Origin of the sequence: Pseudomonas sp. KnCO4, from assembly GCF_045344305.1 — a bacterium.
Taxonomy (GTDB): Bacteria; Pseudomonadota; Gammaproteobacteria; order Pseudomonadales; family Pseudomonadaceae; genus Aquipseudomonas; species Aquipseudomonas anuradhapurensis.
The window spans coordinates 4,321,331-4,337,054 of record NZ_CP174199.1; the positions used below are offsets into that span (position 1 = coordinate 4,321,331).

The window sequence follows — 15,724 nt, forward strand, 5'->3', positions numbered from 1 at the left end:
AAACCATTGCATCTGGCGGGTTGTCTGTAGAAACACAGCCCGCCAAGGACGCCATGCCCGATGCCCGCCGCCACCGACCTCGCCAGTGCCTGGTTCGCCAAGCGTGGCTGGAAGCCGTTCGCCTTCCAGCGCCGTGTCTGGGCCGCCGTGGCACGCGGCGAATCCGGCCTGCTGCATGCCAGTACCGGCGCCGGCAAAACCTACGCGGTATGGCTCGCCGCGCTGCGCGCCTTCAAGGCCGAAGCCCAGGGGCGACAGGCTGCGCCGTTGCAGGTACTGTGGGTTACGCCGATGCGTGCCCTGGCCGCTGACACCGCCCGCGCCTTGCAGGCGCCGCTGGACGAGCTCGGCCTGCCTTGGAGCGTGGGCGTGCGCAGCGGCGATACCGGCAGTGCCGAACGTGCCCGCCAAGCGCGACGCCTGCCCAGTGTGCTGGTCACCACCCCTGAAAGCCTGACCCTGCTGCTGACCCGCGCACAGGCCCGCGACGATTTCGCCACGCTGCGCCTGGTGGTGGTGGACGAATGGCACGAACTGCTGGGCAACAAGCGCGGCGTACAACTGCAACTGGCCCTGGCCCGCCTGCGCCGCTGGCACCCTGGCCTGCCCACCTGGGGCCTGTCCGCCACCCTCGGCAACCTTCAGCACGCGCTGGATGTGTTGCTGCCGCAGGGTGGCCTGCTGGTGCAAGGCAGGCAAGACAAGCCGCTGCTGGTCGATACCCTGCTGCCGGCAGCCATCGAGCGCTTCCCCTGGGCCGGGCACATGGGCCTGAAGATGCTTGAGCAGGTGTGCCAGGAGATCGACGCCAGTAGCAGCTGCCTGGTGTTCACCAACACCCGGGCACAGGCCGAACTGTGGTACCAGGCGCTGCTCGACGCACGCCCCGACTGGGCCGGGTTGATCGCCCTGCACCACGCTTCACTGGCCCGCGCGACCCGTGACTGGGTGGAGCGCAGCCTCAAGCAGGGCGGCCTGAAAGCGGTGGTCTGCACCTCCAGCCTGGACCTGGGCGTGGACTTTCTGCCAGTGGAGCGCGTACTGCAGATCGGCTCGGCCAAGGGCATTGCCCGGCTGATGCAGCGGGCCGGGCGCTCCGGCCACGCGCCAGGGCGGCGCTCGCGGGTTACGTTGGTGCCCACCCACAGCCTGGAGCTGGTCGAGGCAGCTGCCGCCAGGCAGGCCCTGGCCGCCGGGCACATCGAGGCGCGGTATTCGCCACGCCTGTGCATGGACGTGCTGGTGCAGCACCTGGTCAGCATGGCCCTGGGCAGTGGTTTCCACGCCGAACTGTTGCTTGACGAAGTGCGCAGCACCTGGGCCTTTCGCCAGTTGCGCGACAGCCAGTGGCAATGGGCGCTGGACTTCGTCTGCCATGGCGGCAGCTCGCTCAGTGCCTACCCCGACTACCAGCGGGTCGAGCGCCAGGCCGACGGCATTTACCGGGTCGCCAGCGAACGCCTGGCACGTCGCCACCGCATGAGCATCGGCACCATCGTCAGCGACGCCAGCCTGCAACTCAAGTACTGGAGCAAGGGCGGTGGGGGCAAAACCCTGGGCAGCGTCGAAGAAGCCTTCATCGCCCGCCTGCGGCCTGGCGATACCTTGCTGTTCGCCGGGCGCGTGCTGGAACTGGTACGCGTGGAAAACATGACCGCCTACGTGCGCCGCAGCAGCGCCCGCAAGGCCGCGGTTGCCCGCTGGAACGGCGGCCGCATGCCGCTCTCCAGCGAACTGGCCGATGCCCTGGTCGGCCAGCTGGATGCAGCAGCACAAGGGCGTTTCGAGGGCCCGGAAATGCGCGTGGCGCGCCCGCTGCTGGCCTTGCAGGCGCAATGGTCGGCGCTGCCGTCTACCACCACATTGCTGGCCGAAACCTTCAAATCCCGCCAGGGCTGGCATCTGTTCCTGTACCCGTTCGCCGGGCGCATGGCCAACCTTGGCCTGGCCAACCTGATTGCCTGGCGGGTGAGCCGCGTGCAGCCGCTGTCGGTCTCGATCGCTGTCAACGACTATGGGTTCGAACTGCTCAGCCCCAGCAACGTGGATTGGGCGAGCCACCTGCCACAGGCACTGGCTACCGAGCACCTGCTGGACGATGTGCTGGCCAGCCTCAACGCAGGGGAAATGGCACTGCGGCGTTTTCGCGAGATCGCCCAGATTGCCGGGCTGGTGTTTGGCGGTTATCCGGCGGCACAGAAAAGCCTGCGCCAGATCCAGGCCTCCAGTGGCCTGTTCTACGAGGTTTTCCGCAAGCATGACGCCGGCAACTTGCTGCTGGGCCAGGCGCGAGACGAAGTGTTGAATGAAGAACTGGAAATCGAGCGCCTGCATCGGCAATTGCTGAAAATGGGGCGTTTGCGGCTCGACCTGCAGGTGCTGAAGCGCCCGGGGCCGTTGGCGTTTGCCTTGCTGGTGGAGGGCATGCGCGAAACCCTGAGCACCGAGAAACTGGCGGACCGGATTGCACGGATGGTCGCCGAACTGGAACGTGCAGCGGGTACCGGTGGATGACCGGTCTACTGCCCATCGAACACTGTGGCCAGCAGCTCTGGCTGCTTCCCGACAAGGCCATCTACTGGCCGGCACGCCGTGCCCTGCTGGTGGCCGACGTGCACATTGGCAAGGCAGCAAGCTATCGTGCCCTGCACCAGCCGGTACCGCGCGGCACCACCGCAGCGACGCTGGCCCGCCTGGATGCGTTGTTGGCCGCGCATGACTGCGAGCAACTGATCGTCCTCGGCGATTTCCTGCATGCGCGCGCCGCACGAGCGCCAGCGACGCTGGCCAGGTTGCAGGCCTGGCGCGAGCAACACAGGACGGTGAAGATCGTGCTGATACGCGGCAACCATGACCACAACGCCGGCGATCCACCCGCTTCGCTCGGCATCGAAGTGATGGACGAACCGTGGCTGCTGGAACCCTTCGCGCTACAGCACGAACCGCGACCTCATCCGACCCACCCGGTGCTGGCAGGCCATGTCCACCCGGTCTTCGTCCTGCGCGGCAAGGCGCGGCAGCGCTTGCGCCTGCCGTGCTTCCTGGTCGATGGCCAGGTCAGCCTGCTGCCGGCGTTCGGCGAGTTCACCGGGGGCTGGGAAATTGCGCCGACGGCTACCAGCCGCGTCTACCTGGCCGGTGCAGGGCGCGTCTGGGCGCTTTAGCGACGTTCAGGCGACAGGCCCCGGAGGCGGTTCGTCAGGCAGGGTCGGCTCGCCTGGTTCCATGGGTTGTGTTTCGCCCGGCTCCGGCGGCTGTGGCGTATCGGGATCAGGCTGGTGGGGCACGCCCCCGGCCTGCATCGGCAGCGGGTGCGCCAGCAGTGACCAGGACAACAACCCCACATGGTTGGGCTGCAGGACTGCCAGCTTGGCACTGATTGCGGGATGGAGTTTCATTGGCTGCTCCTGACAAGGCCGTTGCGCATCATGCGCACCGGCATTATCCCGTTGGAGTGCCAAAGGCGCGGGTAATTCCCCGCGCTTGTCGGCTCAGGTACGCGGCAGGGTGACGCCGCGCTGGCCCTGGTACTTGCCGCCGCGGTCCTTGTACGACACTTCACATTCTTCGTCGGACTGCAGGAACAGCATCTGCGCCACGCCTTCGTTGGCGTAGATCTTGGCCGGCAGCGTGGTGGTGTTGGAGAACTCCAGCGTCACGTGGCCTTCCCACTCGGGTTCGAGCGGGGTGACGTTGACGATGATGCCGCAACGGGCGTAGGTGCTCTTGCCCAGGCAGATGGTCAGCACATCACGCGGAATGCGGAAGTACTCGACGGTGCGCGCCAGGGCGAAGGAGTTCGGCGGGATGATGCAGACGTCGCTCTTGATGTCGACGAAACTACCGGCATCGAAGTTCTTCGGGTCGACGGTGGCCGAGTTGATGTTGGTGAACACCTTGAATTCGTCGGCGCAGCGCACGTCGTAGCCGTAGCTGGAGACGCCGAAGGAAATCACCCGGTTGTCCTGCTCGCCGCGCACCTGGCGCTCGACGAACGGTTCGATCATGCCGTGTTCCTGCGCCATGCGGCGAATCCACTTGTCCGATTTGATGCTCATGGCGGGATGTCCTAGAAGAGTTGCGAGGGGAAAAACCAGACGCGCATCTTACCGGTCCCCGCGCCCAGGTTAAAGTTCCATGCCTCATCCCGCGCCGGGCGGGGGGTTGCGCCGCCGTCGATCCGAATTCGCCTAAAGCGCCTTCTGACCATTGGCAGGTTGCGGAAAGTGGGGTAAGGTGACGCCACTGTGCTGCACGTGACACCGAGAATCTCTAGTTTGATGCACGATCCTGATCGGCCCATCGCTGAATTTTCTGCTCTCTTTGCGCTCAGTCCCGGGCAGGGTTTTTCCTGACCGTTATCAAATTGTCCAAGGAGACAGAAAAATGTCCAACCGTCAATCCGGTGTTGTTAAGTGGTTCAACGATGAGAAAGGCTACGGCTTCATCACCCCTCAGTCGGGCGATGACCTGTTCGTGCACTTCAAAGCCATCCAAGCTGACGGCTTCAAAACCCTGAAAGAAGGCCAGGCTGTTACTTTCGTCGCTACCCGCGGCCAGAAAGGCATGCAGGCTGAAGAAGTTCAGATCGCCTAAGTCGATCGAGCTTTTTAGCTTTCAAAAAAACCCGCCTTCCGGCGGGTTTTTTTATGCCTGATGAGTTGAGCCTCGTAGCGCCTGGGAGAGCGGGCGGCGCGCGCTCTCCCAGGCCCCACCAGGCTCAAGCCAACATCAATCCTCGCTGATGGTAATGCTCGGCATCGCCGGTGCAGCGGCTTCCTGCAGCACGATCCGCGCCCCTACCTGGCGCGCCAGCTCCTGGTAGACCATGGCGATCTGGCTTTCCGGTTCGGCGATGGCGGTCGGCTTGCCATTGTCGGCCTGCTCGCGGATCAGCATCGACAGCGGCAACGAGGCCAGCAGGTCGACACCATACTGGCTCGCCAGCTTTTCGCCACCGCCTTCACCGAACAGGTGCTCGGCATGGCCGCAGTTCGAGCAGATGTGCACGGCCATGTTTTCCACCACGCCCAGTACCGGGATGTTGACCTTGCGGAACATCTCCACGCCCTTCCTGGCATCCAGCAAGGCCAGGTCCTGCGGCGTAGTGACGATGACCGAGCCTGCCACCGGCACCTTCTGCGCCAGGGTCAGCTGGATGTCACCAGTGCCCGGCGGCATGTCGATCACCAGGTAATCCAGGTCGTCCCAGGCAGTCTGGGTCACCAGTTGCAGCAGCGCACCGGAAACCATCGGCCCGCGCCAGACCATCGGCGTGTTGTCGTCGGTGAGAAACGCCATGGACATCACTTCCACGCCATGCGCCTTGATCGGCACGAACCACTTCTGGTCACGGATCTGCGGGCGGGTGCCTTCGGCGATACCGAACATCACGCCTTGGCTGGGGCCGTAGATGTCGGCATCGAGAATACCCACCCGCGCACCTTCGCGGGCCAGCGCCAGGGCCAGGTTGGCCGCGGTGGTCGACTTGCCCACCCCGCCCTTGCCCGAGGCCACGGCAATGATGTTCTTGACGTTGGCCATGGCCGGCACCTGGGCCTGGGCCTTGTGTGCGGCGACCACGCAGTCGATCGACACCTGGGCACTGCTGACACCCTCGAGGTTGCCGATGGCGGTCTGCAGCACCTGGGCCCAGCCATTCTTGAACAGCCCTGCGGCATAGCCCAACTGCAACTGCACGCTGACCTGCCCGCCCTGGATATCGATGGCGCGCACGCAGCCGGCGCTGACCGGGTCCTGGTTCAGATAGGGGTCGGTGTACTGGCGAAGCACGCCTTCGACGGCGGCACGGGTGACGGCACTCATGGAGACTCCCATTGGCAAACTGAATGTAAAACAGGCGCCTATCCTAACCCGTCAATCGTCAGCAGATGTGCATGCGGGGTGAAATATCTTCGCCAGCCCTTTATAGTGGCCGATCAACCTCATTTTTACCCCGTCGCCAGATAAGTAGCCGAGCCACCATGTCCGAGCCACGTCAGATTCTCGTCACCAGCGCCTTGCCCTATGCCAACGGATCGATCCACCTTGGCCATATGCTCGAGTACATCCAGACAGACATGTGGGTCCGCTTCCAGAAGCTGCGCGGCAACCAGTGCATCTATGTCTGCGCCGACGACGCCCACGGTTCGGCCATCATGCTGCGCGCCGAGAAGGAAGGCATCACCCCGGAGCAGCTGATCGCCAACGTCCAGGCCGAGCACAGCAGCGACTTTGCCGACTTCCTGGTGGACTTCGACAACTTCCACTCCACCCACAGTGAAGAGAACCGTGAGCTGTCGAGCCTGATCTACACGCGCCTGCGTGAAGCCGGGCACATCGCCACCCGTTCGGTAACCCAGTACTTCGACCCGGAAAAGGGCATGTTCCTCGCCGACCGGTTCATCAAGGGCACCTGCCCCAAGTGCGCCGCCGAAGACCAGTACGGCGACAACTGCGAAAAATGCGGCGCCACCTATGCGCCCACCGAACTGAAGAACCCCAAGTCGGCCATCTCCGGCGCCACCCCGGTACTGCGTGATTCCCAGCACTTCTTCTTCAAGCTGCCGGACTTCCAGGCCATGCTGCAGCAGTGGACCCGCAGCGGCACGCTGCAGGACGCCGTGGCCAACAAGCTGGCTGAATGGCTGGACTCGGGCCTGCAGGAGTGGGACATCTCCCGCGATGCGCCGTATTTCGGCTTCGAGATTCCGGGCGAGCCAGGCAAGTACTTCTACGTATGGCTGGATGCACCGATCGGCTACATGGCCAGCTTCAAGAACCTCTGCGCACGCCGCCCGGAGCTGGACTTCGATGCCTTCTGGAACGAGGGCTCCAAGGCCGAGCTGTACCACTTCATCGGCAAGGACATCGTCAACTTCCACGCCCTGTTCTGGCCGGCCATGCTCGAAGGCGCCGGCTTCCGCAAGCCGACTGCGGTCAATGTCCACGGCTACCTGACCGTGAACGGCGCCAAGATGTCCAAGTCGCGTGGCACCTTCATCAAGGCCCGCACTTACCTCGACCACCTGCAGCCTGAATACCTGCGTTACTACTATGCAGCCAAACTGGGCCGTGGCGTCGATGACCTGGACCTGAACCTGGAAGACTTCGTGCAGAAGGTAAACTCCGACCTGGTCGGCAAGGTGGTCAACATCGCCAGCCGCTGCGCCGGTTTCATTCACAAGGGCAATGCAGGCGTGATGGTCGCTGGCGATGCCGCACCCGAGCTGAGCGAAGCCTTCCTGGCGGCCGCCCCGTCGATCGCCGACGCCTATGAAGGCCGCGACTTCGGCCGTGCCATGCGCGAGATCATGGCGCTGGCCGACCGTGCCAACGCCTGGATCGCCGACAAGGCGCCGTGGTCGCTGGCCAAACAGGAAGGCAAGCAGGATGAAGTGCAGGCCATCTGCGCCCAGGGCATCAACCTGTTCCGCCAGCTGGTGATCTTCCTCAAGCCGGTGCTGCCGGTGCTGGCTGCCGACGCCGAAGCCTTCCTCAACGTGGCCCCGTTGACCTGGAACGACCACCAGTCGCGCCTGGAAAACCACCAGCTGAACCCGTTCAAAGCGCTGATGAGCCGCATCGAGCCAGCCAAGGTCGAAGCCATGGTCGCCGCCAGCAAGGAAGACCTGTTGGCCGCCGAAGCCAAGGCCCCGGTCGGCAACGGCGAGCTGGCCAAGGACCCACTGTCGGCGGAGATCGAATTCGATACCTTCGCAGCCGTCGACCTGCGCGTAGCCCTTATCGTCAAGGCCGAAGCCGTTCCGGGTGCCGACAAGCTGCTGCAACTTACCCTGGACATCGGCGACGAGCGCCGCAACGTGTTCTCGGGCATCAAGTCGGCCTACCCTGACCCGTCCAAGCTGGAAGGTCGCCTGACCATGATGGTGGCCAACCTCAAGCCGCGGAAGATGCGCTTCGGCGTCTCCGAGGGCATGGTCATGGCGGCAGGCCCTGGCGGTGAAGAGATCTACCTGCTGAGCCCGGACAGCGGCGCCAAGCCAGGCCAGCGCATCAAGTAACCGGGCTTGCCGGGGGGCTGCCGCGCAGCCCATCGTGACCCAGGGCCGCCCCTCCAGGAGATTACGTCTCCGTGTAGCAGCGGCCTTGTGTCGCGATGGGCCGCAAGGCGGCCCCACTCGCTCCAAACCCGGACAATCGCCACGATTCCCGGCTATCGTCATGTCATGAGCGATTACCTTCTGGTCCTGATCAGTGCCGCGCTGGTCAATCACCTGTGCTTGTCACCACCGCTGGGCTCCAGGCTGCATTTGCATGTGCATGGCCTCGCCTGCGCGCTGTGCATCGCACTGGGAGTGGTCGGCACAAGGCTCGCGATGCCCCTGCTGGCCGAAGGCCTTGAGCTGTTCCTGCTGTTGCCCTGGCTGGCACTGCTCGCCTGGGGTGTGCCGTGGCTGCTGGCCCGCTGGCAACCCGCCTGGCCAGTGGCGCAACTGCCCGCGCTGCTACTGAGCAACGCGGCGGTGCTCGGGTTGGCCGTGCAACAGGCAAGCGACGAAGACAACGGGTTCGCCACCTTGTTGCAAGGGCTACTGACCGGCGCCAGCTTCTGGCTGGCGCTGGTCTTGTTCGCCGACCTGCGCCAGCGCTGCAGCCACGCAGACATCCCTGGCGTTCTGCGCGGCCTGCCGATCGAATTGCTCGGCGCCGGGGTGATGGCCACGGCATTTTCCGGCTTCAACGGGTTGTTCAGCCAATGAACGCCAAGCCTGACCCGCGGCTGCGCACCAGCATGGGCCTGGTGCTGCTGGCCTGCATACCCGGCTTGCTGGTGTTGTTCTGGCTGCACGGCTGGGGGCTGCTGCTGAACCTGTTGCTGTGCAGCAGCGCCGCCATGCTGTGCGAAGCACTCTTGCTGCTGGTGCGCGGGCAGCCGCCGCGCACCGCGCTGAATGACGGCAGCGCGCTGGTGACCAGTGTACTGCTGGCCGCCGCCCTGCCCTCCCTGGCGCCGTGGTGGCTAGCGGTGACCGCCGCCAGCGTTGCCATCGGTATCGGCAAGCAGGCCTTCGGCGGGGTCGGGCGCAACCTGTTCAACCCGGCCATGGTCGGTTATGCCTTCGTGCTGCTGAGCTTCCCCTTGCAGATGAACCAGTGGCCCGGGCCAACACCCGGTCTGCTTGACACCCTGCAACAAGTCTTCGCCGGCGGCGACCAGGTCGATGCCTGGGCCCGGCCGACACTGCTCGATGGCCTGCGCCACAATCGCAGCCTGACCATCGATGAACTGTTCGCCAGCCACCCGGGCTTTGGCAGCATCGGCGGGCGTGGTAGCGAATGGGTGAACCTGGCGTTCCTGTTCGGCGGCCTGTTCCTGCTGCAACGCAAGGTGATCAGCTGGCACGCGCCGGCTGGCTTGCTGGCAGGCCTGCTGCTGTTCAGCCTGCTGGGCTGGAACGGATCGGGCTCGGACTCCAACGGCTCGCCCTTGCTGCACCTGTTTTCCGGCTCGACCATGATGGCCGCCTTCTTCATTGCCACCGAGCCGGTGTCCGGCCCCCGCCATGAGCGGGCCAGGCTGCTGTTCGGCGTGGGTGCGGGTTTGCTGATCTACCTGATCCGCACCTGGGGCAGCTACCCGGATGGCACGGCGTTCGCCATCCTGCTGATGAACCTCGTGGCGCCGAGCCTCGAGCGCCTGGCAGCGCAGCGCCGGCAGGTTGCCCGATGAATCGCCTGGCTCGCGATACAACGCTGTTGCTGGTCGTTGCAGCACTGGCTGTGTCGGCTACGCTGGCCTGGCGGCACTGGACCCGCCCGGCCGTCGCCGAGGCCGCGAAGCAGCTGCAAAGCCGCCAGCGGCTGGCGGTGCTGCCTGCTGGCAGCTACGACAACCAGCCACTGGCACAGCCGCTGCCCAGGCCGGCCGCACAGCGGCCGAACAGTCGCATCGTGGCCGCTTACCGGGCGACGCGGGCAGGGAAACCGGCCGCGATCATTCTGGTTACCCGGGCCCAGGGCTATGCCGGCCCGATCGTGCTGAGCGTCGCCATTGCCACAGACGGTCGGCTGATCGGCAGTCAGGTCATCGAACAACAGGAAAGCCCTGGGCTGGGGGCACGCCTGGGTGATCCACAGGTGAACTGGTTGGGGCAATTTGCCGACCGACAGCTCGGCGACCACTGGGCGCTGAAACGTGACCAGGGCGACTTCGACCAGCTGGCCGGCGCCACCGTGACCTCGCGAGCGGTGATCAGCGCACTGCAAGATGCGCTCGAGTACTTCGACGAGCAGCGCAACGTGCTGCTGGAGGGCCCCCTGCATGAATAGGTTCCATCTGCTTGGCACAAGCCTGGTGCCGCTGCTGGGTGCTACCCGAACACTCAGCGAAGGCGCTGCCATCGGCGTGTGCGCGGTGCTGATGAGCGGCCTACACCAATTGTTGCTGGTGCCACTGCGCCCCAGGCTCGCCAGCTGGGCGTTGACGCTGGCCAGCCTGCTGCTGCTGGCAGCGCTGGCCAGTTGCATGCAACTGGCGCTGCGTGCCTGGCTGCTGCCCATGGCACTCGCCCTCGGCCACTATCCCGCGCTGCTGTGCCTGCAATGCCTGGCCACTGACCACCTGCTGCCAACCCAAGGGCGTTGGCGCCTGCTTGTCGGCTACCTGGCCGCACTGCTTGCCAGCTGCCTGTTGCTCGGCGCCAGCCGGCAATGGCTGGCCGAGATCGCCGGCCTGCACCTGGCCAGCCTGGCCCCCGGCGCGCTGATACTGCTCGGACTGCTGTGGGCCTTGTACAATCGCCTGCGTACGGGCCCTGCCCACCCACGTCGTCAAGGAACGCCCTGATTTCATGAATGCCGCCAAACGCCTGGAGATCTTTCGCAGGCTGCACGAAGACAACCCCGAGCCGAAGACCGAACTGGCCTACACCACCCCGTTCGAACTGCTGGTCGCCGTGACCCTGTCCGCGCAAGCCACCGACGTGGGCGTCAACAAGGCCACGGCCCGCCTGTTCCCGGTCGCCAATACCCCCGAAGCCATCCATGCCCTGGGCGTCGAAGGCCTGAGCGAGTACATCAAGACCATCGGTCTGTATAACAGCAAGGCAAAAAACGTCATCGAGACCTGCCGATTGTTGATCGAGCGCCATGGCGGCCAGGTGCCGCAGACCCGCGAAGCACTGGAGGCGCTGCCCGGCGTGGGCCGCAAGACCGCCAACGTGGTGCTGAACACCGCCTTCCGGCAACCGACCATGGCAGTCGACACCCATATCTTCCGGGTCAGCAACCGCACCGGCATCGCGCCGGGCAAGACCGTGCTGGAAGTGGAAAAAAAACTGATCAAGTTCGTCCCCAAGGACTACCTGCTCGACGCCCACCATTGGCTGATCCTGCACGGGCGCTATGTGTGCCAGGCCCGTAAGCCGCGGTGCGGTAGCTGCCGGATCGAAGACTTGTGCGAGTACAAGCACAAGACTTCAAACGATTGAGTCAATAGGCAAAAACCACCTGTAGCGATTGAAAAAATCTTTTTTACCAGCGCCTGCTTTCTGGTTATAAGGACGGCCAATGGCCCCTTGGCTTGGAGCGACTCATGAGTAGCGATAAAGACGACCTGTCGATCGAAGATGATTTTGTTGCCGCAGAGGATGACGCGGAGCCCCCGGTGGAAATCGCGAAGACCAACCTCAGCAAGCGCCGCACCATTGACAACATGCTGGAAGAACGGCGCCTGCAGAAACAGCTGGCCGATTTCGACTACGACCTGTAGGCGCGAGGCCTGCAACGTTGGCAAAGCCTCCAGACTGGAGGCTTTACGCCCTGGCGCTCAGTTCAGCCCGTGACGTTGCGCCAGCTCGATCAGGTCAACCAGCGATCGCGCATTGAGCTTGAGCAACAAGCGTGACTTGTAGGTACTGACCGTCTTGTTGCTGAGGAACATGCTGTCGGCAATCTCCTTGTTCGAACGCCCTCTCGCCAGCTGTTGCAACACGGTCATCTCGCGCGCCGAAAGGCGGTTGACCATGTCCGCCTCACTTCCTCCTCCCTTGCCACGTGACGCATGCAGCGCCTGGTTGGGGAAGTAGCTGTAGCCCGACAACACGGCCTTGATGGCGCTCAGCAGTTCGGTAAGCTCCTGCTGCTTGCACACATAGCCTGCCGCCCCGGCCTGCATGCAACGCATCGAGAAATTGCCAGGCGCCTGCGACGTCAGTACCAGCACTTTGCTGCCGGGGCTGAAGGTGGTCATGCGGGCAATGACCTCCAGGCCGTCCAGCTTCGGGATGCCGATATCCAGCACCACGATATCCGGCAGGTGCTGGCGTGTCAGCTGCAGCGCAGCCACGCCGTTGTCGGCCTCTGCCACGACGTCATAACCATGCCGCTCCATCAGCATGCGCACGGCCAGGCGTATGACCGGATGATCATCCACGATAAGCACTCTATTCATGCGATATCCATTCATTGTTCTGCTTTGGCACGCCACGATAACCGACAGAACGCGGGATGGCGCGACGATTTGCCGAAGAAATAGATGTACAGATGAAACCTACAAGACTTACAGAAATTTCCTACACACAACTACTACGCCTGTAACAACAAACTTCCTGAAAAAGGAGGTAATACTATTCCCCATCTTTCAACGCCCCCATTCAAGGCCACTCTTCCCGTTGATAAGTCCAACCCGCGCCATTGAAAAAAACTCGCCGCCGCGGCGCACAGCGATGATTCGTCGCCGGGGAAACAATCCAGTGTTCAGTTAAGCGGCACAGTAAGGCAACAATGGGTGAAAACGCCGGAGACAGCCCTCATGCCCGAAAGACAACCTGTCGCCCCGCTGACGATCATTGCCATCTTCGCGGGCATCATCGAATCCTCCGCACTTGCTACCTTGCCGTTTCTCAGCGAAGCCAGCCAGAATCTCTATACCTGGTTCCTGGTGGGATTTCCGTTCTTTCTGACAGCATTGTTTTTTCTGACACTCAACTTCAATTACAAGTCGTTCTACAACCCGTCAGCGGATAACACGGCAAGCGACACCTCCCCCACCCCAAGTAGCAGGAGCACGCCAAGCGCGCCCCACAAGCCCAGCGAGGCCGTACATGGCGAACCTGTCACGATCATGTTTTCCGGGCCCGATGCTTGTCAGTTGATGGAACAGCAACTCCTGCTGGCATTGGCCCAACCGCTGCAAACACCCAGGACATGGCGCTTTTGTAACCTGGATAAGCGCCAGTGCGCACAATTGTCGGTCAGCCCGCTGGAGGAAGATGCCGCGCCCCGAGGTGGATGAGCGCTGGAGGTTGCAGCAGGCAAAAAAAACCCCGGCCGGGCCGGGGTTTCCATGACATGCGCCAGCTATCAGAGCAGCGAACGGCCCTTGTTGGCGGCAATGCGCATACGCAGTGCGTTGAGCTTGATGAAGCCGGCAGCGTCCGCCTGGTTGTAGGCGCCGCCATCTTCCTCGAAGGTGGCGATGTTGGCGTCGAACAGCGAATCGTCCGACTTGCGGCCGACCACGGTGACATTGCCCTTGTACAGCTTCAGGCGCACCACACCGTTCACGTTGACCTGCGACGCGTCGATCATCTGTTGCAGCATCAGACGCTCCGGGCTCCACCAGTAGCCGGTGTAGATCAGGCTGGCGTACTTCGGCATCAGCTCATCCTTGAGGTGAGCGACTTCGCGGTCCAGGGTGATCGACTCAATGGCACGGTGAGCCTTGAGCATGATGGTGCCGCCAGGGGTTTCGTAGCAACCACGCGACTTCATGCCGACGTAACGGTTCTCGACGATGTCGAGACGGCCGATGCCATTGGCACCACCGATACGGTTCAGGTCGGCCAGCACGGTGGCCGGGGTCTTCTCGACGCCGTCGATGGCAACGATGTCACCGTTGCGGTAGGTCAGCTCGATGTAGGTGGCCTGGTCTGGGGCGTTCTCGGGCGAGACGCTCCAGCGCCACATGTCTTCTTCGTGCTCGGTCCAGGTGTCTTCCAGGACACCGCCTTCGTAGGAGATGTGCAGCAGGTTGGCGTCCATCGAGTACGGCGACTTCTTCTTGCCGTGACGCTCGATCGGAATACCATGCTTCTCGGCATAGTCCATCAGCTTTTCGCGGGACAGCAGGTCCCACTCACGCCAGGGAGCGATGACCTTGACGCCTGGTTTCAGGGCATAGGCACCCAGCTCGAAACGCACCTGGTCGTTACCCTTGCCGGTGGCGCCGTGGGAAATGGCGTCAGCGCCGGTTTCGTTGGCGATTTCGATCAGGCGCTTGGCGATCAGCGGGCGTGCGATGGAAGTACCCAGCAGGTACTCGCCTTCGTAGACGGTGTTGGCGCGGAACATCGGGAACACGAAATCACGCACGAACTCTTCGCGCAGGTCGTCGATGTAGATCTCTTTAACGCCCATTGCCTGGGCCTTGGCGCGGGCCGGCTCGACCTCTTCGCCCTGCCCCAGGTCAGCGGTGAAGGTCACCACTTCGCAGTTGTAGGTATCCTGCAGCCACTTGAGAATCACCGAAGTATCAAGGCCGCCGGAATACGCCAGTACGACCTTTTTTACGTCCGCCATGCCATCACTCCACGGGGTTGTACGGAAAGGCGTCGATTCTAACGACCTTGCAGGTAAATTTACAGTGGGGCGACAGCTTCTGACGACAAAGCGACAGGAACTGTCGGAAGAGCGACGGAATATGCGACAGGAAATGTCAGGGTGCCTTTGGACCCGCCGCGGCCGGGCTGGCTGGTGCCGTGCCCGGAGTCACGGATGGCGGTGCCGGTTCAGCCGGCTTTTCCACCGGTTTCTCGACCGCCTTCTCAACCACCGCCACCCGGTCCAGCTCGATATTCACCCGCCGATTGCGCGCCCGGTTTGCTGCGCTGTTGTTCTTCGCCAGCGGGTAGCGCTCGCCATGGAAACGCACCTCGATCTGCTCTTCCGGCACGCCATGAGCCTTCAGGTAGTCAGCCACGGCCAATGCGCGACGGCGCGACATATCGCGGTTGGTCAGGCGGTTGCCGCTGTTGTCCGAGTGGCCGTTGAGCTCGACATGGTTCACTGTCGGGTCGGCCTTCATGTAGTCGAGGATGACATCCAGCCGCGCCTTGGCCGACTGATCCAGCTCGAAACCGCCGCCAGGGAAGCCTACCTGGGTCTGGCGCACCTGGTCATAGTTCATCGGCAGCAACTTGCCGGCACAGGCCTGGTAGTCGCTGTAGGCCTTGGCAAAGCTGACCGGCAACACACGCACTTCCATCGGCCTGCCCGCCTCACCGGCATAATTGCGCACTACGGTGCTGCGGCCGTCGAGCAGGCCATTGATCAGCCGGCTGGCCTGGCCCTGCGACGAGCTGAACAACAGGCCAGTGCGGGCCATGCGCACGCTGCCCAGGTTGATGTCGCTGCGCCCGGGCTGCCACGGCGCAGCGGCAGCCAGCAAGGTCGCGGTGCCGGCACCCAGCGCGTTGCTGTCCGAACGCAGCTGGAACACCGGCTGTTCGCCCGCACGGCGCACGAACTCACCACTGCCAAAGCCGTCGATCGGCTGCACCAGCCGGCATTCGAACTGGTCACCCTCGACCTTCCAGGCAATGTTCTCCATGCGCGTCTGGAAGGTCAGGGCGCCGGCCGGCAGACTGGCGAACAGGGTCAATAGGGCTAGGTAACGCTGGCGCACGGGCGGCTCCACAAATTCTGACGGCTTACCTGCAGGCTATCGGACGCCAGGCGGAAAACTTGATAGCCGTGCTCC

General features: G+C 63.6%; 17 protein-coding genes. 11 read left to right on the top strand and 6 right to left on the bottom strand.

Translation table 11 applies throughout. The features are described 5' to 3' along the window. Positions 1-60 precede the first annotated feature (60 nt). Positions 61-2,514 carry a ligase-associated DNA damage response DEXH box helicase gene (locus ACJA3S_RS20040; RefSeq protein WP_406819746.1) on the top strand — a complete coding sequence of 818 codons (2,454 nt, stop codon included), beginning with the start codon at positions 61-63 and terminating at the stop codon, positions 2,512-2,514. Beyond that, positions 2,511-3,164 carry a ligase-associated DNA damage response endonuclease PdeM gene (gene pdeM / locus ACJA3S_RS20045; protein WP_406819747.1) on the top strand — a complete coding sequence of 218 codons (654 nt, stop codon included), beginning with the start codon at positions 2,511-2,513 and terminating at the stop codon, positions 3,162-3,164. Before ACJA3S_RS20040 ends, pdeM begins: the two co-directional genes overlap by 4 nt. Before the next feature lie 6 nt (positions 3,165-3,170). Here the strand turns inward: pdeM and ACJA3S_RS20050 are convergent, their stop codons facing one another. Both ACJA3S_RS20050 and dcd read right to left on the bottom strand, forming a co-directional pair. Beyond that, the gene (locus ACJA3S_RS20050) at positions 3,171-3,398 is read right to left on the bottom strand and encodes a hypothetical protein (RefSeq protein ID WP_289130315.1); all 228 of its coding nucleotides are present in this window, start codon (positions 3,396-3,398) and stop codon (positions 3,171-3,173) included. 93 nt (positions 3,399-3,491) lie between these two features. Then, positions 3,492-4,058, bottom strand: a complete 567-nt coding sequence (gene dcd, locus ACJA3S_RS20055; RefSeq protein ID WP_003254920.1) for a dCTP deaminase — start codon at positions 4,056-4,058, stop codon at positions 3,492-3,494. 328 nt (positions 4,059-4,386) lie between these two features. Here dcd and ACJA3S_RS20060 point away from each other — a divergent pair, with 328 nt between their 5' ends. Next, the gene (locus tag ACJA3S_RS20060) at positions 4,387-4,596 is read left to right on the top strand and encodes a cold-shock protein (RefSeq protein WP_003254922.1); all 210 of its coding nucleotides are present in this window, start codon (positions 4,387-4,389) and stop codon (positions 4,594-4,596) included. A gap of 135 nt (positions 4,597-4,731) precedes the next feature. On the opposite strand, the gene apbC is transcribed toward ACJA3S_RS20060, so the two are convergent. Continuing rightward, positions 4,732-5,826, bottom strand: coding sequence for an iron-sulfur cluster carrier protein ApbC (gene apbC, locus ACJA3S_RS20065; protein WP_225778983.1), 1,095 nt, complete (start codon positions 5,824-5,826; stop codon positions 4,732-4,734). Positions 5,827-5,984: 158 nt separating this feature from the next. On the opposite strand from apbC, the gene metG reads away from it, so the two are divergent. The 7 genes from metG to ACJA3S_RS20100 all read left to right on the top strand — a co-directional run bounded on the left by metG (position 5,985) and on the right by ACJA3S_RS20100 (position 11,734). Continuing rightward, a complete protein-coding gene (gene metG / locus ACJA3S_RS20070; protein ID WP_406819748.1) occupies positions 5,985-8,024 on the top strand; it encodes a methionine--tRNA ligase in 2,040 nt (679 codons plus the stop codon). 165 nt (positions 8,025-8,189) lie between these two features. Continuing rightward, positions 8,190-8,723 (top strand): Rnf-Nqr domain containing protein, encoded by a 534-nt coding sequence (locus ACJA3S_RS20075; RefSeq protein WP_406819749.1) that lies wholly within the window; start codon positions 8,190-8,192, stop codon positions 8,721-8,723. Continuing rightward, entirely contained in the window at positions 8,720-9,694 is a 975-nt protein-coding gene (locus ACJA3S_RS20080; RefSeq protein WP_406819750.1) for an RnfABCDGE type electron transport complex subunit D, read from the top strand. The genes ACJA3S_RS20075 and ACJA3S_RS20080 overlap by 4 nt, the downstream gene beginning before the upstream one ends. Then, a complete protein-coding gene (locus ACJA3S_RS20085) occupies positions 9,691-10,293 on the top strand; it encodes an RnfABCDGE type electron transport complex subunit G (RefSeq protein WP_406819751.1) in 603 nt (200 codons plus the stop codon). Before ACJA3S_RS20080 ends, ACJA3S_RS20085 begins: the two co-directional genes overlap by 4 nt. Further along, the gene (locus tag ACJA3S_RS20090) at positions 10,286-10,810 is read left to right on the top strand and encodes an NADH:quinone oxidoreductase (protein WP_406819752.1); all 525 of its coding nucleotides are present in this window, start codon (positions 10,286-10,288) and stop codon (positions 10,808-10,810) included. Before ACJA3S_RS20085 ends, ACJA3S_RS20090 begins: the two co-directional genes overlap by 8 nt. A 4-nt stretch (positions 10,811-10,814) precedes the next feature. Next, positions 10,815-11,453 carry an endonuclease III gene (gene nth, locus ACJA3S_RS20095; RefSeq protein WP_406819753.1) on the top strand — a complete coding sequence of 213 codons (639 nt, stop codon included), beginning with the start codon at positions 10,815-10,817 and terminating at the stop codon, positions 11,451-11,453. 104 nt (positions 11,454-11,557) lie between these two features. After that, entirely contained in the window at positions 11,558-11,734 is a 177-nt protein-coding gene (locus ACJA3S_RS20100) for a PA3496 family putative envelope integrity protein (protein ID WP_406819754.1), read from the top strand. 57 nt (positions 11,735-11,791) lie between these two features. On the opposite strand, the gene ACJA3S_RS20105 is transcribed toward ACJA3S_RS20100, so the two are convergent. After that, entirely contained in the window at positions 11,792-12,415 is a 624-nt protein-coding gene (locus ACJA3S_RS20105) for a response regulator (protein WP_406819755.1), read from the bottom strand. A gap of 360 nt (positions 12,416-12,775) precedes the next feature. On the opposite strand from ACJA3S_RS20105, the gene ACJA3S_RS20110 reads away from it, so the two are divergent. After that, positions 12,776-13,258, top strand: coding sequence for a hypothetical protein (locus ACJA3S_RS20110; protein WP_406819756.1), 483 nt, complete (start codon positions 12,776-12,778; stop codon positions 13,256-13,258). Positions 13,259-13,326: 68 nt separating this feature from the next. On the opposite strand, the gene ACJA3S_RS20115 is transcribed toward ACJA3S_RS20110, so the two are convergent. Together ACJA3S_RS20115 and ACJA3S_RS20120 are read right to left on the bottom strand one after the other, a co-directional pair. Beyond that, positions 13,327-14,544 (bottom strand): argininosuccinate synthase, encoded by a 1,218-nt coding sequence (locus ACJA3S_RS20115; protein ID WP_013973956.1) that lies wholly within the window; start codon positions 14,542-14,544, stop codon positions 13,327-13,329. 136 nt (positions 14,545-14,680) lie between these two features. Then, positions 14,681-15,649 (bottom strand): flagellar protein MotY, encoded by a 969-nt coding sequence (locus ACJA3S_RS20120; RefSeq protein ID WP_406819757.1) that lies wholly within the window; start codon positions 15,647-15,649, stop codon positions 14,681-14,683. Positions 15,650-15,724 lie beyond the last annotated feature (75 nt).